Raw genomic sequence first — 26,261 nt, 5'->3', positions numbered from 1 at the left:
CGTCAGGGGATGAGGGCCAGTTTCCCGCCGGGGTGTTCGGAGCGGAGGAGTTCGACGGCCTCCAGCGCGTCGGCGAGCGGGAACGTGCGGGCGATGGGCACGAGAAGTTCACCGCTGCCCGCGAGGTCGATCAGTCGCTGCCGGATGGCGTCGCGGAAGGCCGCGCTGGCCGGCATCCTTCCGCCGATGGCGATGAACCCGTGCTCCTGCGCCCCCGGGAAGGCGGCGATCGTCACGATCCTCCGGCGGTCCTCGACGAGAGCGAGCGAGACATCGACCGCCTCATCGGTGCCGACGGAATCGAGGGCGGCGGTGATACCGCCGGGGGCGAGGGCACGCACGCGCTCCGCGAGACCATCGCCGTACGTGACGGGCTCGCCTCCGAAGCGGCGCACCACATCGAAGTTCTTCTCCGACGCTGTCCCGATCACGCGCGCGCCGATCAGGCGCGCCTGCTGGAGCACGCTCACCCCCACCGCGCCGGAGGCTCCGTGGAGGAGGACCGTGTCCCCGGCTTGCACGCCGGTGACGTGCAGCATCTCCGCGGCGGTGGTCCCTGCGAGCAGCAGGTTCGACGCTTCGGCATCGGGGAGACTCGAGGGCTTCGCGAAGACGTCGGCGGCGGGCACGTTGAGGCGGGATGCCCAGCCGCCGCGAACGCGGAAGGCGAGGACCTCGTCTCCGATGGCGCCACCGCCGCTCGCGATCTCGGCTGCGGGACCGAGAGCTGCGATGACGCCGGCGACCTCGTATCCGATCGGGAGCGGGAGGGTTGCCGGGTCGGACGCGGGTGTCTTCTGGGTGTACTTGTAGTCGGCGGGATTCATGCCCGCAGCTCGCACTTCGATCGTCACCTCACCGGGGGCGGGAGGAGGAAGCTCCTCGGTGATGAGGGTGAACACTTCGGGCCCGCCGAATCGGGGGGCCACCCATCGCGTCGTCTGCACGTCGCGACTCTAACCCCCGGTTCCTGGGTCCCGGTGAGGTCAGACCTCCACCGGCTCGAGCTGCTCGTGCGTGGTGCTTTCCACCGCCGGTGCCGGTGGGACGGCCCGCCGGCGGCCGGGGAGCGCGATCGCGGCGATGGCCGAAAGCGCCAGAACGGCGGCTCCCACCAGTACGGCGGGGATGGCCGGGGCGACGTATCCCGTCGGTGTGAGCTCTCCGCCGCCGCCGGTGAAGACCGCGGTCAGCACGGCGACACCCAGCGCGACACCGACCTCGCGGATGGCCGAGTTCGCCCCGGACGCCTTCGCGTGATCGTCGGGTGCCATGGTCGCGAGCACCGCCGTCGCCGACGGGGCGATGACGAAACCCATCCCGAGTCCCGCGATGATGAACGGCGCGACGAGGGCCGGGTAGCCGCTGTCGGTCGGCATGAGGATCACGATCCACAGCAGCGCGACGGCTTCCATGACGAGTCCCGTGATGATCGGGGTCCGCGTGCCGAGTCGCGGAACGAGGGCACCGGCGAGCGGGGCCGCGATCATCGGCGCCAGTGTCCAGGGCGAGGTCTGGAGAGCTGCCTGGAAGGGGGAGGCTCCCTGGACGATCTGCAGGTACTGGATGAGCAGGAAGATCGACCCGAAGATGCCGAAACTGAAGGCGAATCCGACGATGTTCGCGACGGAGAAGGAACGATCGCGGAAGAGCCGTAGCGGCAGAAGCGGGTGAGTCGCGCGTCTCTCCCAGGCGATGAAGCCGATGAGGGAGGCGACACCGATTCCGAGCGAGCCGAGCACCTCGGTGCTCGACCAGCCCGCCTCATTGCCTCGGACGATCCCGAAGACGACCCCCAGCAGCCCCACGGCGACGAGGAGGAGTCCGGCCCAGTCGATGGGCGCACGCGCACCGCGGCTGTTCTTCAGAACCACGGCGGCGAGGACGACCGAGATCGCGCCGATCGGAACATTGATCCAGAAGATGGACTGCCAGTTGAGGCCCTCGACCACCGCGCCGCCGATGAGCGGGCCCGTCGCGACCCCGAGACCGGACACGCCACCCCAGATGCCGATAGCGAGCGGGCGGCGCTCCGGGGCGACGGCCCCGGCGAGCAGGGCGAGCGAGAGCGGCATGATGGCCGCACCGCCGAGCCCCTGGACTGCTCGAGCTGCGATCAGCTGGCCCGGGTCGGAGCTGAGGGCCGCCGCTGCCGACGCCAGGGTGAAGACCGCGATGCCGGCGACGAACAGTGTGCGGCGCCCCAGTCGGTCGCCCAGCGCGACAGCGCCGAGGATGCCTGCGGCGAAGGCGAGCGTGTAGGCGTTCATGAACCACTGGAGCTCCTCGACGCCGGCGCCGAGCTCGAGGTGGAGGACCGGCAGAGCGTTGGTCATCACCAGGTTGTCGAGCGAGGCCATGAACATCGGCAGCGACGTCGCGATCAGGATCAGCCAGAGCGGCCGAACGCGGCGATCGGCGCGGGTGGAGGTCATCGGAGTTCCTTCGCTTGCTGGTTGTAATCGAATGATTACCTGACGGTAGTAATCGGATGATAACCTGTCAACCATGTCGCAGACATTGCCCCCGCAGCCGAGGATGAGCAGCGCGGACCGGCGCGAGTCGATCCTGCGAGCCGCGACGGCGGTGTTCGGTGCCAAGGGATACGCGGGCGCGACGACCGACGATGTCGCGAAGGCGGCCGAGGTGAGCCAGCCCTACGTGGTGCGACTCTTCGGTTCGAAGCAGCAGCTGTTCCTGGCGGTGCTCGAACGAGCGGTCGCGCGGCTGTCCTCCGGGTTCCGCGCCGCGATCGCGGGTCCGGATGAGGCGCGAGCCGATCGGATGGGTCGCGCCTACATCGAACTGGTGGCCGAGCGGGGGCTGCTTCAGGTCATCAGCTCGGCGTTCCTCCTCGGCGGCGACCCCGTGATCGGGCCCGTCGCCCGGCGACTGTTCTCCGGGGTGTGGCAGCTCCTGCGCGAGGAGGCGGGGTTCGGTCCGGACGAGGCGAGAGACTTCATGGCCAACGGGATGCTGATCAACACCATCGTCGGCTTGCGGATGATGAACGACGAGGGCGATCCGTCAGCGGACGAGCTCTTCGCCGTCTGCCTCCCCGAGAGCGCCGACCTGCTCATCTCCTCGATCCCGGGCACCGACGACGATTGGTGACAGTCGGTCCCTCAGGCTTCGATCCGTCGGGCGCGATTCCGAACTGCGAGACTGGGATCGTGTACGACGACATCTTCGCCGTGTGGGCGTCTATGGCGGGTCTCTCCCCGAGCGCCGCGAGTCCCGAGACCATCGTGGGCTGGGGTGGCGCCGATGTCGCCTACGAGATCCGACCGGCGGGGGCGAGGTTCGCGGTCGTCAAGGTCGAGAGGTCGGCCAGTGTCGTCGGCACGTTCTCGGACCTGACGAGCGCGGCGTGCCTGCTGATCCTGCTCATCGGCCGGATCTGGCGTTCGCAGGAACGGCTGCCGCGCGCCGAGGCCGCGGAACCGGCACCCGAGACGGAGATTGATGCAGGGCCCGTATCGACGGACCTGCGGTGGGCCGGCGGTGACGCGGAGTTCGCTCCGGGCCGACCCGGGCGCTTCATGGCGACGGACGTCAGTCACCTCGTCTGGCGGACGCCGCAGGAGATCACGACCGCACTCCTGATGCCCGATGCGAGCGGCCTCTTCGCGGATCGGCGGGTCGAGTAGTTCCTCGGCCGCCGCGGGGTCAGCCGACCGCCGGGACGAGTCCGGGGTGCACGCTCCAGACCTCGCCCGTGGCGTCGGGGTCGAACCCGAGCCGCTGGGCGAGTGCGATCGATCGGTGGTTCTGGGGTCGAATCCGGGCCGTCACCGTGACGGCCCGGAGTTCGGTCGCTGCGAACCGGAGCAGCGCCTCCGCAGCCTCGGTCGCGTAGCCCTTCCCGGCCGTATCGGGGTTGAAGACCCAGCCGATCTCGGCGACTCGTTCCGGGGCGGCGATCTCGCGCAGGTGCAGGGACACGTCCCCGATCAGTCGACCGTCGCGGACGACGGCGAGAGCGAGGAAGTCGCCGGGCTGGAGCAGTGAGGTGTGGCGGGTGCGGTCGCGCAGGTGCAGTCGGGACGCAGCCCGGTCCCGGAGCGGCCAGTCGATGTGGCGGACCACCTCCGCGCTGGACTGGATCGCGAACCAGTCCTCGGCGTCGGCGATGCGATGCGGCCGAAGAGTCAGTCGCGCGGTGGTCAGGACGGGCGCGTCGATCCGGCGTTCCATCCGCGGGCCGCGAAGGAAGCGGGGCCTGCGTACGCCGATGAGGGAGCGCAAGGCGCTCGAGAGCTGTGGAGAGGGTCGGTGGGCGACATGCCGTCCACGCCGGGGTAGGGCGAGCGGCATGGCGAGCGTTCGGGTCAGCGCCATCCTTCGAGACTAAGGAAGCCTCGGGATCACCGCGGGTGCGGGGCGTGCGGATGACCTGTGAATACCCTCCATGCGCGGCCTGTCGCGCCGGCCCTGTCCCCGGATCGGGCAGGTGTCAGAAGATCATCGGTCGATCGTCGTCGAGAGAGGTCGGCATCTCGACGTCGACGACGACCGGAACGTGATCGCTGGGTGCGGTGCCCTTGCGCTCGTTCCGTTCGATCGAGGCTGAGGTGACGATGTCGGCGAAGGCCTGCGAGCCAAGGATGAAGTCGATGCGCATGCCCTCGTTGCGGGGGAAGCGCAGCTGCTTGTAGTCCCAGTAGGTGTACCCGACGGGGACGCGCTCGCGCACGACGTCGGCGAGACCGATCGTCTCGAACTCGGTGAAGGCGTCGCGCTCGGGCTGCGAGACGTGGGTCGAGCCGTCGAAGAGGCGGATGTCCCAGACATCCGTGTCGAAGGGCGCGATGTTCCAGTCGCCCATGAGTGCGAGCGGTGTCTCGGGGTTCGCGGCGAGCCAATCGCGGGTGACGTCGGCCAGTCTGGCGAGCCAGTCGAGTTTGTACTCGTAGTGCGGGTCGCCGAGCGCGCGCCCGTTCGGGACGTAGAGGCTCCAGAGCCGCAGACCTTCGACGGTGACCGCCAGGGCGCGGGCCTCGATCGGGAGCGCCCCGTCGTCACCGGCCTTGCCGAAACCGGGGATCGAGCCGAAGCCCTGCTGCGGGTCCTCCATCGGCAGCCGGCTGGCGAAGGCGACTCCGTTCCACTGATTCGCACCGTGGATCTCGAGCTCGTAGCCCGCGTTCTCGAACGCCTCGACGGGGAACTGGTCGGGGCGGCACTTGATCTCCTGCATCGCCAGAACGTCGATGTCGTCGCGGACGAGCCAGTCGACGACTCGGTCGACTCTGGCTCGGATCGAGTTGACATTCCAGGTCGCGATCCGCATGCCGTCCACGATACCGAGCGCCCGGACTGTCCGTGAGCGGGGAAGGGGGTGGCTGGTTAGTCTTGAGAGGTGACAGAGGCGCGCGACCAGCTCATCGAATTCATCAAGGCCGACGCGGTCTTCCACGGCGATTTCACGCTCACGAGCGGCAAGAAGGCCAGCTACTACGTCGATCTCCGACGAGTGAGTCTCGACCATCGTGTCGCTCCGCTGATCGGCCAGGTCATGCTCGACCTCATCGCCGAGATCCCCGATGTCGACGCGGTCGGCGGTCTCACCATGGGGGCCGACCCGATCGCTGCTGCGATCCTGCACCAGGGCGCCGCCCGTGGGCTGGAATACGACGCGTTCGTCGTCCGCAAGGAGCCGAAGGACCACGGCCGCGGCCGGCAGGTCGAGGGGCCCGACCTGCAGGGCAAGCGCGTGATCGTCGTCGAGGACACCTCGACCACCGGTGGCTCGCCGCTCAAAGCCATCGAGGCACTCCTGAGGGTCGGTGCCGAGATCGCTGCGGTGGCCGTCGTCGTCGATCGTGCGACGGGTGCCAAGGAGATCATCGAAGCCGCCGGCTACCCCTACTACTCCGCGATCGGGCTCGCGGACCTCGGCCTCGCCTGACGTGACCGACAGCCCTCCGCCCGACGGATCCCGCCGCGCTCGACGCGCGAGGGCTGACGATGGAGCGACCGGGCAGGTTCCCTCATCCGCCGACGGACCGGCCGGCTCGCTCCCGACGCCGCCCGATGCGACGAACGTCCCCGTGTCGACGGCGCCGACCACCGCCATCGCAGCGGGTGCGCAGCCCGGCTCGACAGGGGGCGCCCCTGAACGCATCGAGGAGGAGAAGGAAGCGGCTCGGCGGCGCCTGATCATCCGGGTCTCGATCGGCGTCATCGCACTCGCCGGGGTGCTCGCCGCCTTCGTCGTGGGAGCGAGGCTCAACGGAGACTCCGCCGCGGTCGCTCCCGCGCCGACTCGCAGCGCTTCGGCCACTCCGACCCCGACCCCCACCCCGACGCCCGCACCGACGACGGTCGTCGGGCCGGTCGCCCCCGGCGTCTACGAGTGGGACGAGCTCGGCGGCCGGGAGTGCCTCGATCCCTACGTCTCGCCGTGGGAGCAGACCTTCACCGTTGTCGACTGCGCCCAGCCGCATCCGGCACAGCTCGTGGCCCGCGGCGACTTCTCCACCGATCCCGCTGCGGCCTACCCTGGCGAGCTGGCGCTGACCAGCCAGCTCGCACTGCTGTGCTCGGCTCCCGCCGTCATCGATTACGCCGCGGCCGGCGCGTACGGGGATGTGCAGCTCCAGGCTTCCTACCCGGCCACTCCGGAGCAGTGGGCCGAAGGGCAGCGCTCCTACTTCTGCTTCGCGAACCTCGCGGGAGGCGGACCGCTCACCGGCAGCATCGCGGTGGCCGCGGGCTGAGTCGGGCGGAACCTTCGCCGAAACCCGTCAGCTCTTGACGAGCCGGGCGATGGCGGCCGACGCTTCGGCGATCTTCGCATCCGCTTCGGCGCCGCCCGACTCGAGGGCCTCCCGCACGCAGTGCGCGAGGTGATCCTCGAGCAGGCCGAGCGCCACGGATTCGAGCGCGCGGGTGGTGGCGGAGATCTGCGTGAGGATGTCGATGCAGTACTTCTCGTCGGTGACCATCCCCTGCAGCCCGCGAACCTGGCCCTCGATGCGACGGAGCCGCTTCAGGTAGTCGTCCTGCCGACGGATGTAGCCGTGCTCCGTGTGAGAGGCGTGTTCGTGCGCGCTGTCGCTCATCGGTCGTCCTTCCGGGTACCCCGGCAGGGTATCAGCGCGCGAAGATCACATCTCCACTTCGATGGGATCCTTCGACACGAGGTCGGCGACCGACTGGATGACCTCGTCGGGACGGAACGGGTAGCGGTCGATCTCGGCCTGGTCACTGATGCCGGTGAGCACGAGGATCGTGTGCAGCCCCGCCTCGATTCCGGCGACGATGTCGGTGTCCATCCGGTCGCCGATCATCGCCGTGTTCTCGGAGTGCGCGCCGATGCGGTTCATGGCGGACCGGAACATCATCGGGTTCGGCTTGCCGACGACGTAGGGCTCTTTGCCGGTGGCTTTGGTGATCAGCGCGGCGATCGCGCCCGTCGCGGGGAGAGGCCCGTCCTGGCTTGGCCCGGTCGCATCGGGGTTGGTGACGATGAATCGGGCTCCGTCACCGATGAGACGGATGGCCTTCGTGATCGCGTCGAACGAGTAGTTGCGGGTCTCGCCGACGACGACGTAGTCGGGGCGGGTCTCGGTCATGATGAACCCGGCTTCGTGCATGGCCGTGGTGAGGCCCGCCTCGCCGATGACGAACGCGCTGCCGCCGGGGATCTGCGAGCGGCAGAAGTCGGCGGTCGCGAGGGCGGAGGTCCAGAGCGACTCCTCGGGGACGTTGAGTCCCGATGCTCGGAGCCGCGCGCTGAGGTCGCGGGGAGTGAAGATCGAGTTGTTGGTGAGCACCAGGAACGGGGCGCCCGTGTCGGTCCACTGCTGGAGCAGCTCGGCGGCGCCGGGGATGGCGCGGTTCTCGTGCACGAGGACGCCGTCCATATCGGTGAGCCAGCAGTCGATGTCGTTGCGTGCCACGAGAGTCCTCCGTACCGAAGCCGGCATTCGCCGACGACCCAACGGTACCGAACCCACCCGGGAGAGCAGCGCACCCGGCACTTCGGGGGTGCACCCCAATACGCGGGTCCGCCGCAAACGCGAATCGAGGAATACCAGCGCGGTATCCGCCTCAATGGGCCCGGAATCGGCCCGTTCGGGCCCTGATCTCCTGATTCGTGCGGCGGTCAGGGGACGAGGACGAGCTTTCCCGTCGTCGCGCGTGACTGGAGGTCGATGTGGGCGTTCTCCGCTTCGGCCAGCGAGTAGGTGCCGCCGATCCGCACGGTCAGGTCGCCCGAGGCGGCCAGGCCGAAGATCTCCTCCGAACGCCACGCGCGCTCGTCGGGCGTGGTCAGGAAGTGGGCGATGCTCGGGCGGGTGAGCAGGAGCGATCCGCCCGAGTTGAGTCTCTGGGGGTCGACCGGCGGGACGGGCCCCGATGCGGCGCCGAAGAGGACGAGCATCCCGCGCACCGCCAGCGACGCGAGCGAGTCGTCGAAGGTGTCCTTGCCGACTCCGTCGTAGACCGCGTCGACACCGCGACCGCCCGTCAGCTCTCGGACCGCTCCGGCGAAGCCCTCGTAGCGCAGCACGACATCGGCACCGGCATCCCTCGAGAGATGCTCCTTGTGCGGGCTGCCCACGGTCGTGATCACGCGGGCGCCCGCCGCGGAGAGCAGTTGGGTCAGCAGAAGGCCGACTCCGCCCGCGCCCGCGTGCACGAGCACGGTGTGGTCGGGACCCGCGGCGAAGACGGATCGTGCGAGGTAGTGCGCAGTGATGCCCTGCAGTGGCAGGGCGGCGGCCGTCACGTCGTCGATCGCATCCGGCACGGCGAGCGCCTTCTGCTCCGACACGACGAAGGACTCGGCGTACGTCCTCGCCGCATCGGCTGTCGCGATCCTGTCCCCGACGGAGAACCGCGTCACCCCGTCACCGACACCGATGACGCGACCCGCCGCCTCTGCTCCCGGGGTGAAGGGGAGCGGGACCGCGTAGATTCCGCTGCGCTGGTAGGTCTCGATGAAGTTCACCCCGATGGCCGCCGTCTCGACGAGCAGTTCCCCCGGGCCGGGCTCGGGCGCCGCGGCGTCGACGACCTTCAGCTCTTCAGGACCGCCGTACTGGGTGACCGAGATCGCGCGCATCGAGGGGCCTTTCGTCTGTTCGAGGTTCCCGATCAGTGAACCAGATGCCGCAGCCTTGCCGAGCGATGCCCATCTCGGCGAGAGTGATGCCATGTCGTTCCAGGCGTATCTCGACGCGATCGAGGACAAGACCGGTCTCACCCCGCGCCAGCTGCTGACCATCGCGCAGGAGCGCGGGTACGACGCTCCCGACGTGAAGGCCGGCGTCATCCTCGAATGGCTGAAGGCCGACTACGACCTGGGCCGCGGGCACGGGATGGCCCTGGTGCACGTCATCAAGAAGGGCCCGGGTATCAGCGACAAGCACGTCGGCACGTCGGGCTCGCACAGCGACGAGTCCGACGAGCTCTGGCTGGACGGCAAGGCCAGCAAACCGTAAGCGGCCCGCCCCGCGGGGTCGACGACCGCCCGCTGAGCGCAGCGATGCGAAGAGCGGTCAACGGGTCGGCCTCCCCAGACGCGCGCGGCGCTCGAGCGCGTCGATCTTTCGACATCCGCCTCCCGCGCCGACGTGCTCCCGCGGTGTTGACTTGGCGCGAGCGCCCGTCCGGCACGGCGCCGATGACGAGAGGGCCGTGATGGCAGGACCGCGCGAACCCGGCGACAGTGCAGCGACAGTGTCGACGGCCGCGCCGCCGGTCCGGACCCGGTTCATCCACATCGCACTGCTCCTCCTCTCCTTCTCGGCAGGAGCGGCCGACGCGTTCGCGTTCCTCGCGCTCGGCGGCATCTTCACCGCCAATATGACCGGCAACCTGATCCTCACAGGCATGTTCACGCGTGCGGAGTTCGGAACGACCCTGTGGACCGCAGTCGTGGCCATCCTGGTCTTCACCGGCGTGCTCTACGCCGCGTTCCGGCTCACGGCGACCGGTGTCGGGGGACCGGCGAGCCCCCGCCGGGTCATGCGGCGACTGATCCTTCCCTCTATCGTCGTCCAGACCGTCGTCGTGCTGATCTGGCTGCCGTTCCACGGCCAGGGTCTGCTCGAACGCGGAGTCGTGATCGCGCTCGCCTGCACGGCCCTCGCCCTGCAGACGGTCGGGGCGCGGAAGCTGTCCGATGTCGACGGCATCACCACCACCTATGTCACCGGCACGCTGACCACGACGATGCAGGACCTGGCCGAGCGCCGGCAGACCGGTCAGCCGCTCCGGATCCTGTCCGTTCTGGCCCTGCCGATCGGAGCGGTATGCGGCACGGCAGCGCTCGCGTTCGCGACCTGGTCCGGCCCCCTCGTCCCCTGGATCTCCGCCACGATCGCGACGGTGCTCCTCGCGCTCAGTCGCCGGCGGAGTGCCTGACCCACCGCCGCCGCGCGAGCCTCACACCCCGGATACGGCGGGGAGCTCGGGTTCGGATTCGATCAGCAGGCGTGTGTACGGGTGAGACGGGTTGCGGAGCACCTCGTCGACCATCCCCCGTTCCACGATCCGGCCGCGGCTCATGACGACGACCTCGTCGCAGAGCGCGCGCACCGCCCCGAGGTCGTGCGAGATGAACAGCAGCGTGAGGCCGAGCGACTGCTTCAGATCGTTCAGCAGGGCCAGGACCTGCGCCTGGACCGAGACGTCGAGGGCGGCGATCGACTCGTCGAGGATCACGACATCGGGTTCGACCGCGAGTGCGCGTGCGATGCTCACGCGCTGACGCTGACCACCCGACAGAGAGCGGGGGAACCGGTCGAGCAGGTCATGCGGGAGCCGGACCATATCCATCAGCTCGATGACCCGCGTCTCGAGCTCCGCTGCGCTTCGAGCGCCGTGCGCGCGCAGCACTTCGGTCAGCACCGAGCGGATCCGACGACGAGGATTGAGCGAGGACATGGGGTCCTGGAAGACCATCTGGATTCGTCGCGCCTCGCCGCGACTGGTCGCCCGGTAGGGGCGTCCGTCGAGAAGGATCCCGCCGGACCCCGGCCTGACGAGCCCGACCATCGCGCGGGCGATCGTCGACTTGCCGCTTCCTGACTCGCCGACGATTCCGACGGACCCCCCACGCGGAACGCGGAAGGAGACCGCGTCGACGGCGGTCACCGTGTCACGGCGGCGGGCACCGGGGAAGCGCACGGTCAGGTCGTCGACGACGAGCCAGTCCTCCGACGGTGTCTCCGCGGCTGCGTCGCGGATCGCGCCCGCCTTCGCTCGAGCCGACCGCACGAGCTCGATGGAGTACGGCGCCGTCGGGTGCGCGACGATCTCCGCCGTCGGCCCGGACTCGACGATCCGGCCCTCCTTCATCACGGCGATGCGCTGGCAGAGGGCCGCGACGACGGCGAGGTCATGGCTGACGAACACCATGGCCATGCCCCGCTCGGTGCGCAGCCGATCGAGCAGGTCCATGATCTGCGCCTGGATGGTGACATCGAGCGCGGTCGTGGGCTCGTCGCAGAGCAGCACCTCGGGGTCGGTGGCGAGGGCTGCGGCGATCATCACACGCTGGCGGAGCCCGCCGGACAGCTGGTGCGGGTAGCGGGTTCGGACGCGCTCGGGGTCGGCGATCCCCACCTCGCCGAGCAGTTCGAGCGCCCTGCGGCGTGCGGCGGCGAGGGGCATGCGCCGGTTCGATGCGCGGACCGCCTCGGCGACGAGTTCACCGGCGCGCATCGAGGGGCTCATGGCGGAGAGGGGCTCTTGGAAGATCATCGCGACCCGAGCCGGTGTCACGATGGACCCACCGGTCCGGGTGATGCCGACGGGCAGCACCCCGAGGATGGCGCGCAGCGTGAGGCTCTTGCCCGAACCGGACTCGCCCACGAGTCCGAGTGATTCACCGGCAGCCACCTCGAAGGAGACATCCGAGACGACGGTCCGATCCGGACCGGAGCGGAGGCTGAGGCCGGAGACGGCGAGGATCGGCCCGGTCACGCGCGGTTCCTGTCATCGAGGCCGTCGCTGATGAGCACGAAGGCTCCGGCCGCGAGCACGAGCATCAGACCCGGGAAAGTCGTCAGCCACCAGGCGGTCGCGAGGTACAGGCGCCCTTCGTTGATCATTCCGCCCCATTCCGGCGTCGGCGCGGCGATACCGAGACCGAGGAACGAGATTCCCGACAGGAAGAGGAGGGAGAGCGTCGCATCCGATGCCATGAAGACCAGGGTCTGCGAGAGCGCGTTCGGGAGGACGTGCCGTGTCATCACCCGTCCGCGACCCAGGCCCGCCAGACGCGCGCTGTGCACGTAATCGAGTTCCCGGATGACGAGGACCTGCGATCGGATCAGCCGCGCGTACGCGACCCACGAGATGACGCCGACGGCGAGGAGGAACGAGCCGATCCCCGGTCCCACGATGTAGGCGACGACGACGAGCAGGACGTAGGACGGGAACGCCTGCACGAAGTCGCCGATCCGCATCAGGACCGTGTCGACGATGCGTCCCGAGTACCCGGCGATCAGGCCGATGGTCGTGCCGATCGCTGCAGGGAGCAGGGCGCCGGCGATGGCGAGCGGCAGATCGAGACGTGCGGCGTAGAGAGCGCGGACGAAGACGTCCCGTCCCAGATCATCGGTTCCGAACGGGTGAGCTGTCGACGGCGGCTGAAGGCGGTTCCCGAGGTCCTGGGCCAGCTCGGTGAATCCGGTGACGGCGGGCACGATGTATCCCGCGACGAGCATCAGCAGGAGCACGGAGACCCCGATGACGACCTTGTCGGCCCTGATCTTGAGCTTGCCGCCGATCGGCGGAGCGTCCGCCGCGGACGGTTCGCCGCCCGCAGCGTAGATGGCGGAGGTGTCGGCGCTCACGTGAGGCTCACTCTCGGGTCGGTCAGCGATACGGCGACATCGGCGATCACGTAGATGGCGACCACCGACGTGCCGAGCACCAGGGTGAGTGCCTGGAGCACATTGGCGTCGCGGGTGAGCGCCGCCTGTACCAGGGTCTGACCGAGTCCCGGAAGATTGAAGGTCGATTCGATGACGACGGACCCTCCGACCACGAACCCGATGAGGAATGCGAGCACCGGGATCGCGGGAACCGCCGCATTGCGCAGGACGAAGCGGCGGATGAGCCGCCCGCCGGGGATACCGAGTGAGCGGGCGGCTGTCACGTACTCGGCGCCGAGCACGTCGATGAACGCGGAACGGAGGCTGCGGGTGAGCACCGGGATGATGCCGATCGCGAGGGTTATCGCCGGCAGAAGGATGGCGTTGAACTGGCGGCTGCTGTCGTCGGGCCAGCCGCCGACCGGGAACCACTTGGTGGGCAGCGCCACGAAGGCGATGAGCATGAGGCCGATCCAGAACCCGGGAACCGCGATGCTCGCGACCGACGCGACGCGGATGGAGTTGTCGAGCGGACCTCCCGGCCGGCGGGCGGCGGCGAGGGCGACGGGGATCGCGACGAGGATCGTGATGATGATCGCGACGACGGCGAGCAGTCCGGTGACGCCGACGCCGCGGGAGATGATGTCCGCGACGTCGGCGTTGCCGTTGAGGTTCTTGCCGAGATCGCCGGCGAAGACCCTCTGCAGGTACTTCCAGTACTGGACGGGGATCGGCTCGTCCAGGCCCATGCTGGTCCGGAGCTTTGCGACCACTTCCTCGCTGGCCCGGGGACCCGCCAGGATCTTGGCGGGGTCGCCGGGTGCCAGGCGCAGGAGCAGGAAGCTCAGAGCGCTGGTGGCGATCAGCAGCGGGATCGCCTGCAGCAGGCGGATCCCGAGGAAGCGGGCGACTCTCATCGGCGGGGGATCACTCCGCGAAGCCGAGCTTGTCGGTGTAGTAGACCATGTACTGGATCGGCACGAAGCCCGTGATGTAGGACTGAGCCGCCCAGTTCGTCGCCAGGTCGATCACGCCGATGTAGCCGTTCTGCTTCAGCGCGTCGTCCTGGATGGCGACGACGGCCTGTTCGACGACGGCGTCGTCGGTGGTCGAGGTACCTGTCACGAAGTTGTCCGTCATGACCGTCGCGTCGACGCCCGAGTAGACGTAGCTGGTGGCGAGGATCAGCCCGATCGGGTCGAAGATCGTCGGGGAGATGGCTCCCGCGCCGCTGCGTGCGAGGTCGAAGTCGCCGTCGGCGAGTCGTCCGTTCATCGTCGCGGTGTCGGTCGGTTCGAGTTCGAGATCGATTCCGATCTCGGCCAGCTGGGTGACGAGGATCTGAGCGGTGGTGTCGGAGTCAGCGTTCGACGGGTCGTACATGTAGCGCATGCTCAGTCCGTCCGGCGATCCGGAACTCGCCATCAGGTCCTTCGCCGCGTCGAGGTCGAAGGTGTACGGCTCTGTCGGTTCGGCGGTTCCCGGGACGTTGATCGGGAGGATGCCGGTGGCGGCCTCGGTGCCGCCGCCGAGGGCGCCGGCGATGGAGTCGCGATCGATGGCCTTCGAGATCGCCTCGCGGACGACGGGGTCGCTGGCGGGGCCGGCGAGGGTGTTCGCGACGATGCCGATGTTGATCGAGGGGAGAGTCGGGACGGCGTGATCCTCGCCGATCTGGGCGACGGTCGCCTGGTCGACCTGCTCGAGGATGTCGATGTCACCCGACTGGAACTGGAGTGCCCGCTGCGACGGGTCGACGATGGTCTCGATCGTCAGCTCGGTGACGGCGGGTGTCTCGCCTTCCCAACCCCAGAAGTGCTCGTTGGGAACGAGCGAGATGCTCTCGGTGGTTCCGCCCGGGTCGGACCAGTCGGAGACGACGTAGGGGCCGGCGCCGATCGGGTTCGCGAAATAGTCGTCGCGGCTCATGCCGGCGAAGTCGGCCGGGTAGACGTTCGAGTTGCACCAGGCGAGCAGGTTGGGAAGGAAGGTGTCGGGCTGTGCCATGACGACCTGCACCTCTTTGTCGGACACTGCGGTGACGGAGGCGACCGATGCGTAGAGGATGCCCGAGATCGGGCCCGCCTTCCATTCGTCGAACGAGAAGATCACGTCGTCGGCGGTCACCGGGTCGCCGTTGCTGAACGCGGCATCGTCTCGGATCGTGAGGTCGTAGGTGTAGGTGGACTCGTCGTAGCTCCACTCGGAGGCGAGACCGGGGACCAGCCCGCTGCCATCCGGCGTCTGGATGCGCAGCAGCGAATCGAAGACGACGGCGTTGGTCGGGCCGGAACTCGAGATGCACTTGTCGCCCTCCCAGCCGTCGATGGCGGCGGGGCGGGCCCAGACGACGGTTCCGGGATGCGGGGAGGCCGAGTCGGATGACCCACCGCCTCCTCCGGAGGCGCAGGAGGTGAGGGCGATCGCCGTGCTGGCGGCGAGGGCGATGGTGAGCAGGACGGTGCGGCGCATGCGGGACATCCTTCAATCGGACGGACGGGGAGACGTGGCGCTTCAGCGGAGGGGGTGGAGCGCACCCGTCACTGAGGCCGGGTTTCTATCCGCCGATAGAAAGTAAAGCGGCCCATTGTTCCGTCCGATTGAACGGTGTATTTCAATCGTGTTTCGTCAGGCGGGAGCGCCCGATACGCCTGACCAGGCGTCGGCGATGGCGCGGACGTCGCCGATCAGGAGGCGTCCCTGCTCTCCGGCGCGCTTCACGATCGGGGCCTCGAGGCCGAGCATCCGCAGCGCAGCATCCGCGAATGCGGCAGGCGTGTTCTCGTCGATGCTCTCGGGCGCCCGGCGGCGCAGCAGGATGATGCTCTCGACCAGGCCGATGACGAGTGATGCTCCCAGTTCCGGGTCGGGGTGGTCGCACGCGTTGACGAGTTGTCGATACGCCGCGACGAGTTGATCCCGCAGGCCGTGGAATGGGGCGAAGATCGGATCGCCGAGTTCGGGGAGCAGGTAGAGCTCGCCGAGGTTGACCTCGCCCCCGCTCAGCAGTGCGATGTCGGATGCGCAGAGCGCCCACAGCCGGGCGGGAGCCGGGCGGGGGTCCGCGAGGAGGGCTTCGGCCACATCGAGCGACGGCTGGACGGTGCCGAGCAGGAGTGCGAGGAGGATCTCCTTCTTGCCGCCGAAGTGATGGTAGATGCTCGGCTGGCGGAGTCCGGCCGCCTCGGCGATCGCGTGGGTGGTGGTGCTGCCGTAACCGGAGCGCGCGAAGAGCTTCGCACTGGCGAAGAGGATGTCCTGCGTCGCTCCGAGACCGGTCGGGGACTCAGACCCGCGCGGGCGGCCGACGGTGCGTGGCATCCCGCCAAAGTACACCGGGGCGTCCGCCCGGAGCGCGGCGGACGAGCTGAAACACATTCGAAACACGAAGTTCAATCGGTCGACACATCGGATGTGATGTATTTCTATTGCGCAATAGAAAGTGCGCTCGGTGCATACCGATCTCATAGCCCGACGAAAGGGAGGGTGGCGCAGTGACCGACGCACCTCACGCCGACAGCAGCGCAGCACCCTCGAGCACGGCGGACACCACCGGGGCCAAGGCCCACGCCAGGGCCCAGGGCGGCGCGGTCGCCGAGTCGCAGCCCTGGCTCCCTGCGGCCGTCTACCCGAACGCCGACCCCTCTCGTGCAGCGGGACTCGTCTGGGCCGAGGTCGTCGCAGGAGGCAGCTACACCTCGGCGGTCCTGGCTCGGGGAACGGTCGTGACGCTGCGCGATATCGACGGGGACGCCTGCGCCTCGGTGCTGCTCTACAACGCGTCGGAGCCGCAGGAACGGCTGAACGTGGCCGACACCGTGAAGGTGCAGTGGCAGGTGTACTCGGCGGCGGGGCAGCTGCTGCTCTCCGATCAGGGCCGCGTTCTCGCCCGGGTCGTCGCCGACGGCTCCGGGCAGCACGACGCGGTCTTCGGGGTCTCGTCCGCCGCCCGCAACGAGCGCCGATACGGCAACGGAGGCGTGTACGGTCCGTCGCCGGCGGGTCGCGAACTGCAGAAGCTCGCCGGGGCGAAGCGAGGGCTCGGACCGCGCGACATCTCCCCGGCGCTGAGCTTCTTCAAGGGTGTCGTCGTCGAGGAGGACGGCAGCCCGCGCTTCACCGGATCCGCCGCCGCCGGCGCCGCCGTCACGCTGCTGATCGAGATGCCCGTCATCCTGCTCATCGCGAATGCACCGCACCCTCTCGACCCGCGGTCGGAGTACGCCTGCGGGCGTCTCGAGATCACCGCGACGCGTGGCGTCCCGACCTCGCCCGCCGATCCGGAGTGGAGCGCGAGCCCGGAGGGCGAGCGCGCCTACCTCAACACCGAGAGCTATCTGCTGCTGCGCGGAGATACCCCGCCCGCCACGAACGGAGCAACCCGATGACCGCCGCCGACGTGCTCCTCCCCGCGCGAGCGTCGTGGTCGAGGGTCCTCGAGCCGGGTGAGACCCTCGAGATCATCGACCTCGACGGCAATCAGGCCGTCGACTTCCTCGCCTACGACGCCGACGACCTGCAGCAGGCCTACAGCGCGCCGGCAACCCTGCTCGAGCAGGAGAACGTCTACCTGGTGCAGGGCTCGGTGCTCCTCACCGCGGAGTCCGTTCCGCTCCTCACCGTCGTGGCGACCGGAGTCGCCCGGCACGACACCCTGGGAGGTGCGTGCTCCCGGGAGTCCAACACGCTCCGATACGGCCACCACACGTTCGCGCAGCACGCCTGCGTCGAGAACTTCCTCACCGAGCTGGGCAGGCACGGACTCGGAAAGCGCGATCAGGTGTCGAACGTCAACTGGTTCATGAACGTGCCCGTCGAGGCCGACGGTTCCCTCGGCATCGTCGACGGCATCTCGGCGCCGGGACTGTCCGTCACACTGCGCGCCGAGCGTCGCGTGCTCGCCGTCATCTCGAACTGCCCCCAGATCAACAACCCGTGCAACGGCTTCAACCCCACCCCCGTCCGCCTCGTGGTCGGCGCGGCGAGCGAGAGCCGATGAGCGGATTCGACGCGGTCCTCATCGCCAACCGCGGTGAGATCGCCGTCAGGGTCGCGCGCACGCTGCGAGGCATGGGGCTGCGCAGCATCGCGGTATTCACCGACGCGGACCGCGGCGCTCTGCATCTGCGCACCGCAGACGACGAGGTGTACCTCGGCGAGGATCCACGCGCCTACCTCGACCACGACCGCATCATCGCCGCGGCCATCGACGCCGGCGCCGGCGCCATCCACCCGGGGTACGGCTTCCTCTCCGAGAGCGCCCCGTTCGCTCGTGCCGTCGAAGCGGCGGGTCTCGTCTTCCTCGGTCCGACACCGGAGCAGCTCGAGCTCTTTGGGGCGAAGCACTCGGCCCGAGGTGCCGCGATCGCCGCATCCGTGCCGCTTCTCGCCGGTACCGGGCTGCTCGACTCGCTCGACGACGCGCTCGCCCAGGCGGACGCGATCGGCTACCCGGTCATGCTCAAGGCGAGCGCGGGCGGCGGTGGCATCGGCATGCGCGCCTGTCGCGACGCCGACGAGCTGACCGCTGCCTGGGATCAGGTGCGCCGGCTCGCGTCGAGCAACTTCGCCTCGGCCGACGTGTTCCTCGAGCGCCTCGTCGAACGGGCCCGCCACGTCGAGGTGCAGGTGTTCGGTGACGGCCTCGGCGGGGTCGTCGTCGTCGGCGACCGCGACTGCAGCCTCCAGCGCCGCAACCAGAAGGTCATCGAGGAATCCCCGGCGCCCGCCCTGCCGCCCTCGGTGCGCGAGACGATGCACGCCGCCGCGCTGCGGATGTGCGAGCAGGTCGGCTACCGATCGGCCGGCACCGTCGAATTCGTCTACGACGCCGCTCGCGAGGAGGTCGCCTTCCTCGAGGTGAACACCCGTCTCCAGGTCGAGCACCCCGTCACCGAGGAGGTGCACGGAGTCGACCTCGTCGAGTGGATGGTGCGACTGGGCCTCGGCAAGACCGAACTCCCCACGGTGCCCGCCCCGCGGGGGCATGCGGTCGAGGCGCGGATCTACGCGGAGAAGCCCGACCTGGGCGGTCTCCCGAGCACGGGCCGCATCTCGGGGGTCGTCACACCCGAGGGCGTGCGATTCGACACCGGCATCTCGGTCGGCAGCGACGTCTCCGCCCACTACGACCCGCTGCTCGGAAAGCTGATCGTCCACGCCGAGACCCGGGATGCCGCCTTCGCCGCGCTCCGGGCCGCGATCGACGGCAGCAGGATCGACGGCGTCGCCACCAATCTGGGGCTGCTGGCCGCGGCGGCTGACACCCCGTCCGTGCTGGCCGCCGAGCACAGCACGGCAACACTCGACGGTGTCACCGATCGCCGCCCGCGCTTCGAGGTCGTCCGGGCGGGAACGCTCTGCACCGTGCAGGACTGGCCGGGGCGGCTCGGACTCTGGCACGTCGGCATCCCGCCGTCGGGCCCGATGGACGACCGGTCCTTCCGCCTCGGGAACGTCGCGCTGGGCAACGCCGAGGGCGCGCCCGGACTCGAGATCACTGCGACGGGACCGACGCTGCGATTCCTCACCGACGTCACGGTCATGATCACCGGAGCGCCGACGCTCGTCGAGATCGACGGAGCCGAAGTCGAGCAGTGGGTGCCGCTGCAGGTCCCCGCGGGTGGAGTGCTCTCGATCGGGACACCCCGGCGCGGCATGCGGACCTACCTGCTCGTGGCCGGAGGTGTCGATGCGCCTCTCGTGCTCGGTTCGGCCAGCACCTTCGACCTGGGCGGCATCGGCGGTCCGTCGGGTCGACCGCTCGCCGTCGGCGACATCGTCCTCCTCGGCGCGACCGCGCAGGGCGCGGCCGCACCCGTGGCGCTCGCCGATCGACCCGAGTTCCCCGACGAATGGGTCTTGCCCGCCCTCGAGGGTCCGCACGCGGCGCCCGAGTTCTTCACCCCCGATGACATGGACGTCTTCTACGACACCGCGTGGGAGGTTCACTTCAACTCGGCCCGCACCGGCGTCCGGCTCATGGGGCCGAAGCCGACCTGGGCGCGCGAGGACGGCGGCGAAGCGGGACTGCATCCGTCGAACATCCACGACACCCCGTACTCGGTGGGCGCGGTCGACTACACGGGCGACCTGCCGATCCTGCTCGGCCCCGACGGGCCCAGTCTCGGCGGCTTCACCTGCCCGGCGACCGTGGCGAGCGGGCAGCTGTGGAAGCTCGGCCAGCTGAGCCCCGGCGACCGGGTGCGTTTCGTGCCCATCGGCGATGCGCAGGCCGCCGAGGTGCGGAACGATCCTGCTGCTCTGCCGCGTGCCGACCGTGCGGCGGTCTCCGACGGAGGAGTGCTCGCCCGACAGCACGAACGCGCCGATCGGCCCGCCCTGACCGCTCGGCGCAGCGGCGACACGAACCTGCTCGTCGAGTACGGCCCGATGAGCCTCGAACTCGAGAGCCGCATGACGGTGCATGCGCTTGCCGAGTCTCTGCGCGATCACCTCGACCGCGTCGATCCCGCGATGGCTGCCGGCATCATCGACCTGACTCCCGGCATCCGCTCGCTGCAGATCCACTTCGATCCCGGCTCGGTCGCGATCGAGGAGCTCGTCGACGTGGTCCTGCGACTCGATCGCGAGCTGCCCGGGGTCGATGAGCTGAAGGTGCCGAGTCGCACCGTGCATCTCCCGCTGTCCTGGGACGACCCGGCGACGCGCGAGGCGATCGAGCGGTACATGAACGGTGTCCGCTCGGATGCGCCGTGGACGCCGTGGAACATCGAGTTCATCCGGAGGATCAACGGTCTCGACAGTGTCGACGACGTCTACCGGGTGCTCTTCGACGCCGAGTACCTGGTGCTCGGCCTGGGCGACGTCTACCTCGGCGCACCCGTCGCGACGCCGATCGATCCGCGGCATCGACTCGTCACGACCAAGTACAACCCGGCCCGCACCTGGACCCCCGAGAACGCGGTGGGGATCGGCGGCGCCTTCCTCTGCATCTACGGCATGGAGGGACCCGGCGGCTACCAGTTCGTCGGGCGGACCATCCAGGTCTGGTCGACGCTCGTGCAACGCGGCCCGTTCGAGCCGGGCGTGCCGTGGCTTCTGCGCTTCTTCGACCGGATCAGCTGGTATCCCGTCAGCTCCGAGGAACTGAGGGTGATGCGCGCCGACATGGCGGCTGGTCGACTCGCCGTCCGCATCGAGGATGGGGAGTTCGGGCTCGCCGAGCACCGGGCGTTCCTCGCCCGCGAGGCGGACTCGATCGCCGCGTTCCGCGAGCGTCAGTCCGCCGCCTTCGCGGTCGAGCGCGAGGCATGGCGGGAGGCGGGCGAGTTCGACAGGGTCGTCGAGGAGCCCGTCCTCGCCGAGGCGCCCGCACTGGTGATCCCCGATGGATGCGAGGCGGTCGAGGCGCAGTTCGTGTCGAGCGTCGTCCGCATCGACGTGGGAGTAGGCGACCTCGTCGAGGCGGGCCAGAGCCTGCTCGCCCTCGAGGCCATGAAGATGGAGGCCCCCGTGCTCGCCCCGTATCCGGCCCGGATCGTCGAGGTCGCCGTATCGCTCGGCGACCAGGTCCGCGCCGGCGCGGGTCTCCTCGTACTCGAGAGGATCCCCGCATGAGTGCACGCTCCGCCGCCGAGCTGCTCGTCGCCGAACGGTACCGGCGCATCGCCGTCGCGGATCGGCCGGAGGCCTGGATCACGCTCCGCCCCGAGGACGAGGTGACCGCCGAGGTCGCCGCCGCGCTGGCGGCTGCTCAGGACGGCGCGGACCTGCCACTCGCCGGCCGACTGCTGGCGGTCAAGAACAACATCGACGTCGCAGGAATCCCGACGACCGCCGCGTGCCCCGCATTCGCCTACGACCCCGAAGCCGACGCCACAGTCGTGCGGCTGCTCATCGACGCCGGCGCCGTCGTGCTGGGGACGACGAACCTCGACCAGTTCGCGACGGGGCTCGTCGGAAGCCGCAGCCCCTACGGCGCTGTCCGCCACCCGACCGACCCCGCCCGGATCTCCGGTGGATCCTCGAGCGGATCGGCGGTCGCTGTCGCCATCGGCGCGGCCGACATCGCGCTCGGCACCGACACCGCGGGGTCCGGCCGGGTGCCCGCCGCGCTCTGCGGACTCGTCGGGGTGAAACCGACCAAGGGCACGGTTTCGGCGGTCGGAGTCGTGCCCGCCTGCCGCAGCAACGAGACCGTCAGTGTGATGGCGGCCGACCTGGCGCTGGCCCGGCTGGCCGCCGAGATCATCACGGTCGTCGACGAGGCCGATCCCCTGAGCCGCGAGATGCCCGACCCCGATAGGGCCGACCCCGCGCGATGGGTGATCGGGGTGCCCGATCCACTCGATCTCGGCGACCTCGCCCCCGGATGGGCCGAGGCGTTCGCCGATGCGGTCCGGTCCCTGACCGACGCGGGCGCCACGGTGCGCCTCGTCGACATCCAGCCTCTGCTCGACGCAGCAGCCCTGCTGTACAGCGGCGCCTACGTCGCCGAGCGCTACGCGGCCGTCGGCGCCTTCGTGTCCGCTCACCCGGATGAGGTGGACCCGACCGTTCGCCGCATCATCCTCGGAGCGGCCGACCTGCGAGCCGCCGATCTGTTCGCCGACATGGAACGCATCGACCGGTACAAGGTCGTCGCGCGCCGACTGTTCGGCGACATCGACGCGCTGCTGCTGCCGACAACGGTGCGGCACCCGACTCTCGCCGAGATCGAGGCGGACCCGCTCGGGGTCAACGGTTCGATGGGCCGCTTCACCAACTTCGCCAACCTGCTCGACCTGGCTGCGCTCGCGGTTCCCGCGGGGACGGTCGACGGGCTTCCCTTCGGCGTGCAGCTCATCGGACCCGCGTTCTCGGACCGCCGACTCGCCACCATCGCAGGGGAGCTGCTCGAATGATCACTATCGCCGTCGTCGGGGCCCACCTGCGCGGACAACCGCTCAATCCGCAGCTCACCGAGCGCGACGCCGTCTTCGAGGAGGAGACGGAGACGGCGGCCGAGTACCGGTTCTACGCTCTCGAAACGGTTCCGCCGAAGCCGGGCCTCGTCCGGGTCGCGAACGGCGGCGCGTCCATCGCGGTCGAACTCTGGGCGCTGGACGACGCGGCCTTCGGCTCGTTCGTCGCCGAGATCCCGTCCCCGCTCGGCATCGGCAAGCTCGTCCTCGCGGACGGTCGCGTCGTTCCGGGGTTCATCGTCGAGCCCTACGCGCTCGACTCCGCGGTCGATATCACGGCGTTCGGCGGCTGGCGCGCCTACCGAGCGTCGCTCGGGACGCCGCCGACCGCCCGCTGACCACCTGAGCTCTCCTGTCACCCGTTCCACCTTCTTTGCTCCACCCCGCAACGGATGCGCAACGCAGCCGCAGAGAACGAAGGACCGACATGACCACCTACGACCCGTTCAGTCGCGGTACCCACCCCGTCGGAGTGCGGACCGAGTACTGGCTCGACGAGCCGCGCGGCCGCGATATCCCGGTCGAGATCTACTACCCGTCCGTCGACTCGATCGCGGGTCGGGACATCGACCCGGAGACCCAGGACACTTTCTCGAGCGACTGGGATCCGGACAACCCCGCCCGCCAGGCGGCCGTGCGCGACGCGCCCCTGCTCGACGGACGGTTCCCCGTCGTTTTCAACGTGCACGGCTGGGCCGGCTTCCGGCGCGAGGCCACCTTCGTCGCTACTCATCTCGCCTCGCACGGCTATCTCGTCGTCGCCCCTGACATCCTCGGGAGCACCGCTCCCGAGGTCGACGAGTTCTTCGCCTCGCAGGCGGGTGTCGGTGACGAGACCGCCCTCGCCGCGCACATGGATTCGATCGCGGACAACCGCCGCGGCGATGTCCCCTTCCTCGTCCAGCACGCGCTCGACACCCTGCCCGTCGCCGATGAGCAGATCGGGATCACCGGGGCCAGTTACGGGGGATGGACGTCGCTCATCGGCCCGGTCGTCGCTCCGCGCATCAAAGCGGCGGTGCCGATGTGCCCCGGCGGAGGATCCACGTTCCGTGAGGGCCGCAAGCGCGCAACCACCAAGCTGAACAAGATCGGCCCCATCGACCACGGCGTCCCGACGCTCATGCTCGTCGGTTCGAGGGACAGCATGCTGCCGCTCTTCGGTCAGTTCGAGCTCTACCGCGACCTGGTGCCGGATACGCGTCGGATGGTCGTCCTCCTCGATGCCGACCACAATCACTTCGTCGACAACATCGAGACCGGGCACGAGTGGATGCGGGCGTTCCTCGATCGTTGCGCCGAGACCTACCCCGGCACCGACTGGGAGGTCGTCGCCCGGGTCTGTCGCCCGTTCGACGAGCTCGCGCCGGAGGGACCGACGGAGGAGCTGTGGCGGGGCCTCACTACGGCGCATTTCGATGCGGTGCTGAAGAGCGACGCCCGCGCGTCGGCGCTTCTCGAGGACAGGCGGCTCGATCGCGTGCTCGAGGACGCGACAGGACTGGCGACGGTGACGGTGCGTGACTGAGGCCGGCGGTTCCACCCGTGTCGAAGCGGAGATCGCGGCGATCATCGACGACAGCTACGCCGCGCTCTCCTTCGACGAGGGCGGAGAGCCGGACTGGGCGCGGTTCGCGTCGGGCTATGTGACCGGTGCTGTGCTCGCCCTGCGGCTGTTCCCCGGCGACGAACGCATCCGGGTATTCGACAACGAGGGTTATGCCCGCGCCCAGATGCGCGACGATCTCGCCGTGCACGGGTATGTCGAGACCCCCGGTGAACGCAGCTTCACGGTTGTCGGCGATGTCGCCTCGGTCCTGCAGCGCTTCAGCATGGACTTTCCCGACGGCACGAGCACACCCGCTGTCGACATCTTCTCGCTCGTCCGGCTCGACGGCCGCTGGAAGATCGTGAGTGTGGTCAGCGACACGCTCTGATCACGCGTCGGTGGCCGAGGATTCGCCGGGCTGCTGTGCGGTGAGTCTCGCGCGGAGCTCGCCGGCGACCCGGATGCCCTGGTCGAGCGCCGGGCCGGGCGGTGAGACGCCGACGACCGAGAGGCAGGCCGCGGCGATGTCGATCGCCGTCGACGCCGGGGGCTCGCCGTCGCGCCGGAGCGTGATCACGAGCTCGACGAGCTGGAGGCAGCACGCTCCGAGGAAATCGGCGTCGAGGTGGGTGCCGATCCGCCCGCACAACTCGCTGTACGCCTCCCGCAGCGCTTCGCGCGCCTGGCGGAAGCTCTCGAAGCGAGGCTCGAGCACCTCATGCGAGAGGTAGAGGGTGCCGATGTTGTGGGGCGTGGCGATCAGGGTGTCGACGTCGAGGATGGCGAGCGCCGCGAGCGCGACAGCGGGGTCGGGGTGCCGCAGAAGATCGGTCAAGTACGCGAGGCTGGGCCTCACGGACGTTTCGAGCAGCTCGAGGAGGATCTCGTCCTTGCCGGCGAAGTGGTAGTACAGCGATGCCTGTCGGATGCCGACCTTCTCGGCGATCGCCCGCGTCGTCGTGGCCCCGTAGCCGCGCTCGGCGAAGAGCTCCGCGGCTGCGGCGAGGATCTGGTCGTGCGGGTCGAGCTGATCGTCACCGCGGTCGACGAGGCGCGGGCGTCCCGACCGAACACGTGCGCTCTCGCTCGTCATCGCCCGATTCTGTCACGCCGGTCGGTTCCGCGACGGGAGACGGACGGCAGTCGCGGACCCGTTCCTGTCGATTGACAGGAAATCGGGTGGCCGGTCACACTCGCCAGGTGATCGAGACACTGACACGGCTGCACTGGATGGATGTGATCAGCACCGACCTGACACGGACGGCCGAGTTCTACCGGAGCGTGTTCGGCTGGCGCATGGACGACGCCATCGAGCACAACGGGCTCCCGTACCACCTCCTGCGCGACGCCGACGGCACGGTGGTTGCTGGGGCCGAGGAGATCCCGCCTCACAAGGGGCCCTCGACGTGGACGCTGTACGTCGGCACCGCAGACACCGCGGCACTGTTCCGCCGTTCGGTCGACGCCGGAGGCCGGATCGGGCACGAGCCGTATCCGCTGTCCGGCTGGGGCAGCCTCGCCTACGTGCTCGCCCCCGATGGAACGGGACTCGGGGTAGCCGAGACCAGCCCGCCTCTCGGCGGAGCGACAGGAGCGGGGAGGCTGATCGGCGCCGAACTCCAGACGCCGGATCCGGACGCGACCGGGAAGTTCCTCGAGCAGGCCCTCGGTTGGCGACCGCGCACCGGGGCGATTGGCGGGGTGCGGTTCGACGCGGGAGGAGTGGATGCGCGGGTGCTGCGGGGGAGCGGCGGAGCGTGGATTCCCGTCCTGGCTGCGACGACGTACGCCGAGACCGTCGACGCCGTGATCCGCGACGGAGGGGTCTGCGAGCGGCGTTCGGACGGGACCGTTCTGGCACGCGATCCGTTCGGTGCGGCGTTCGTGCTCCGTGAGCCGACCGCCGTTCTCCCGACCGGTTCAGCCGGATAAGAGCGCGGAAAAATA

Annotated in this window: 27 protein-coding genes; 14 read left to right on the top strand and 13 right to left on the bottom strand. The window is 69.5% G+C overall.

Annotated features, from left to right (window positions below; all coding sequences use genetic code 11):
- Positions 1-2: 2 nt before the first annotated feature.
- A complete protein-coding gene (locus DDQ50_RS02410; RefSeq protein WP_116755127.1) occupies positions 3-947 on the bottom strand; it encodes an NADP-dependent oxidoreductase in 945 nt (314 codons plus the stop codon).
- Between the two features lie 39 nt (positions 948-986).
- On the bottom strand, positions 987-2,435 hold the full coding sequence (locus DDQ50_RS02405) for a DHA2 family efflux MFS transporter permease subunit (protein WP_116755126.1): 1,449 nt from the start codon (positions 2,433-2,435) through the stop codon (positions 987-989).
- A 73-nt stretch (positions 2,436-2,508) separates the two neighbouring features.
- Between DDQ50_RS02405 and DDQ50_RS02400 the strand changes: the two genes are divergently transcribed.
- Together DDQ50_RS02400 and DDQ50_RS02395 are read left to right on the top strand one after the other, a co-directional pair.
- A complete protein-coding gene (locus tag DDQ50_RS02400; RefSeq protein ID WP_116755125.1) occupies positions 2,509-3,114 on the top strand; it encodes a TetR/AcrR family transcriptional regulator in 606 nt (201 codons plus the stop codon).
- Between the two features lie 59 nt (positions 3,115-3,173).
- Positions 3,174-3,650, top strand: coding sequence for a hypothetical protein (locus tag DDQ50_RS02395; RefSeq protein ID WP_133245882.1), 477 nt, complete (start codon positions 3,174-3,176; stop codon positions 3,648-3,650).
- Between the two features lie 19 nt (positions 3,651-3,669).
- On the opposite strand, the gene DDQ50_RS02390 is transcribed toward DDQ50_RS02395, so the two are convergent.
- Together DDQ50_RS02390 and DDQ50_RS02385 are read right to left on the bottom strand one after the other, a co-directional pair.
- Entirely contained in the window at positions 3,670-4,341 is a 672-nt protein-coding gene (locus DDQ50_RS02390; protein ID WP_240614206.1) for a GNAT family N-acetyltransferase, read from the bottom strand.
- A 115-nt stretch (positions 4,342-4,456) separates the two neighbouring features.
- Entirely contained in the window at positions 4,457-5,293 is an 837-nt protein-coding gene (locus DDQ50_RS02385) for an exodeoxyribonuclease III (protein WP_116755123.1), read from the bottom strand.
- A 69-nt stretch (positions 5,294-5,362) separates the two neighbouring features.
- Here DDQ50_RS02385 and pyrE point away from each other — a divergent pair, with 69 nt between their 5' ends.
- Positions 5,363-5,911, top strand: coding sequence for an orotate phosphoribosyltransferase (gene pyrE, locus DDQ50_RS02380; protein WP_116755122.1), 549 nt, complete (start codon positions 5,363-5,365; stop codon positions 5,909-5,911).
- Position 5,912: 1 nt separating this feature from the next.
- Positions 5,913-6,722, top strand: coding sequence for a septum formation family protein (locus tag DDQ50_RS02375; RefSeq protein WP_165829664.1), 810 nt, complete (start codon positions 5,913-5,915; stop codon positions 6,720-6,722).
- 27 nt (positions 6,723-6,749) lie between these two features.
- On the opposite strand, the gene DDQ50_RS02370 is transcribed toward DDQ50_RS02375, so the two are convergent.
- The 3 genes from DDQ50_RS02370 to DDQ50_RS02360 form a co-directional block, all read right to left on the bottom strand.
- On the bottom strand, positions 6,750-7,067 hold the full coding sequence (locus tag DDQ50_RS02370) for a metal-sensitive transcriptional regulator (RefSeq protein ID WP_116755120.1): 318 nt from the start codon (positions 7,065-7,067) through the stop codon (positions 6,750-6,752).
- Positions 7,068-7,112: 45 nt separating this feature from the next.
- Entirely contained in the window at positions 7,113-7,907 is a 795-nt protein-coding gene (locus tag DDQ50_RS02365; protein WP_377940282.1) for an HAD-IIA family hydrolase, read from the bottom strand.
- 206 nt (positions 7,908-8,113) lie between these two features.
- A complete protein-coding gene (locus tag DDQ50_RS02360; protein WP_116756042.1) occupies positions 8,114-9,076 on the bottom strand; it encodes a quinone oxidoreductase family protein in 963 nt (320 codons plus the stop codon).
- Positions 9,077-9,167: 91 nt separating this feature from the next.
- On the opposite strand from DDQ50_RS02360, the gene DDQ50_RS02355 reads away from it, so the two are divergent.
- Complete coding sequence (locus DDQ50_RS02355) at positions 9,168-9,455, top strand: DUF4287 domain-containing protein (RefSeq protein ID WP_116755118.1); 288 nt, start codon at positions 9,168-9,170, stop codon at positions 9,453-9,455.
- 199 nt (positions 9,456-9,654) lie between these two features.
- Positions 9,655-10,380: a DUF1275 family protein gene (locus tag DDQ50_RS02350; protein ID WP_116755117.1), complete on the top strand. Its 726-nt coding sequence runs from the start codon at positions 9,655-9,657 to the stop codon at positions 10,378-10,380.
- A gap of 21 nt (positions 10,381-10,401) precedes the next feature.
- On the opposite strand, the gene nikE is transcribed toward DDQ50_RS02350, so the two are convergent.
- The 5 genes from nikE to DDQ50_RS02325 form a co-directional block, all read right to left on the bottom strand.
- Complete coding sequence (gene nikE / locus DDQ50_RS02345) at positions 10,402-11,943, bottom strand: nickel ABC transporter ATP-binding protein NikE (RefSeq protein WP_116755116.1); 1,542 nt, start codon at positions 11,941-11,943, stop codon at positions 10,402-10,404.
- Complete coding sequence (locus DDQ50_RS02340; protein WP_116755115.1) at positions 11,940-12,818, bottom strand: ABC transporter permease; 879 nt, start codon at positions 12,816-12,818, stop codon at positions 11,940-11,942. The genes nikE and DDQ50_RS02340 overlap by 4 nt, the downstream gene beginning before the upstream one ends.
- On the bottom strand, positions 12,815-13,756 hold the full coding sequence (locus DDQ50_RS02335) for an ABC transporter permease (protein ID WP_116755114.1): 942 nt from the start codon (positions 13,754-13,756) through the stop codon (positions 12,815-12,817). Before DDQ50_RS02335 ends, DDQ50_RS02340 begins: the two co-directional genes overlap by 4 nt.
- Positions 13,757-13,766: 10 nt before the next feature.
- Complete coding sequence (locus DDQ50_RS02330; RefSeq protein ID WP_165829663.1) at positions 13,767-15,311, bottom strand: ABC transporter substrate-binding protein; 1,545 nt, start codon at positions 15,309-15,311, stop codon at positions 13,767-13,769.
- Between the two features lie 156 nt (positions 15,312-15,467).
- Positions 15,468-16,160: a TetR/AcrR family transcriptional regulator gene (locus DDQ50_RS02325; protein WP_116755112.1), complete on the bottom strand. Its 693-nt coding sequence runs from the start codon at positions 16,158-16,160 to the stop codon at positions 15,468-15,470.
- Positions 16,161-16,333: 173 nt separating this feature from the next.
- Here DDQ50_RS02325 and DDQ50_RS02320 point away from each other — a divergent pair, with 173 nt between their 5' ends.
- The 7 genes from DDQ50_RS02320 (at position 16,334) to DDQ50_RS02295 (ending at position 24,702) form a co-directional block, all read left to right on the top strand.
- Positions 16,334-17,227, top strand: a complete 894-nt coding sequence (locus DDQ50_RS02320) for an urea amidolyase associated protein UAAP1 (RefSeq protein WP_116755111.1) — start codon at positions 16,334-16,336, stop codon at positions 17,225-17,227.
- Complete coding sequence (locus tag DDQ50_RS02315; RefSeq protein ID WP_116755110.1) at positions 17,224-17,838, top strand: urea amidolyase associated protein UAAP2; 615 nt, start codon at positions 17,224-17,226, stop codon at positions 17,836-17,838. The genes DDQ50_RS02320 and DDQ50_RS02315 overlap by 4 nt, the downstream gene beginning before the upstream one ends.
- Positions 17,835-21,419, top strand: a complete 3,585-nt coding sequence (gene uca / locus DDQ50_RS02310; protein ID WP_116755109.1) for an urea carboxylase — start codon at positions 17,835-17,837, stop codon at positions 21,417-21,419. Before DDQ50_RS02315 ends, uca begins: the two co-directional genes overlap by 4 nt.
- Positions 21,416-22,705, top strand: a complete 1,290-nt coding sequence (gene atzF, locus DDQ50_RS02305) for an allophanate hydrolase (RefSeq protein WP_240614205.1) — start codon at positions 21,416-21,418, stop codon at positions 22,703-22,705. Before uca ends, atzF begins: the two co-directional genes overlap by 4 nt.
- Positions 22,702-23,103, top strand: coding sequence for an allophanate hydrolase-related protein (locus tag DDQ50_RS17450; RefSeq protein WP_240614204.1), 402 nt, complete (start codon positions 22,702-22,704; stop codon positions 23,101-23,103). Before atzF ends, DDQ50_RS17450 begins: the two co-directional genes overlap by 4 nt.
- Positions 23,104-23,192: 89 nt before the next feature.
- Complete coding sequence (locus DDQ50_RS02300) at positions 23,193-24,293, top strand: alpha/beta hydrolase family protein (protein ID WP_116755108.1); 1,101 nt, start codon at positions 23,193-23,195, stop codon at positions 24,291-24,293.
- Entirely contained in the window at positions 24,286-24,702 is a 417-nt protein-coding gene (locus DDQ50_RS02295; protein ID WP_116755107.1) for a nuclear transport factor 2 family protein, read from the top strand. Before DDQ50_RS02300 ends, DDQ50_RS02295 begins: the two co-directional genes overlap by 8 nt.
- On the opposite strand, the gene DDQ50_RS02290 is transcribed toward DDQ50_RS02295, so the two are convergent.
- A complete protein-coding gene (locus DDQ50_RS02290) occupies positions 24,703-25,407 on the bottom strand; it encodes a TetR/AcrR family transcriptional regulator (RefSeq protein ID WP_116755106.1) in 705 nt (234 codons plus the stop codon).
- 107 nt (positions 25,408-25,514) lie between these two features.
- Here DDQ50_RS02290 and DDQ50_RS02285 point away from each other — a divergent pair, with 107 nt between their 5' ends.
- The gene (locus tag DDQ50_RS02285; protein WP_165829662.1) at positions 25,515-26,246 is read left to right on the top strand and encodes a VOC family protein; all 732 of its coding nucleotides are present in this window, start codon (positions 25,515-25,517) and stop codon (positions 26,244-26,246) included.
- Positions 26,247-26,261 lie beyond the last annotated feature (15 nt).

Source organism: Amnibacterium flavum, assembly GCF_003097495.1.
In the GTDB taxonomy this organism is placed as follows: domain Bacteria; phylum Actinomycetota; class Actinomycetes; order Actinomycetales; family Microbacteriaceae; genus Naasia; species Naasia flava.
This window is presented reverse-complemented; position numbering and strand designations above follow the sequence as displayed.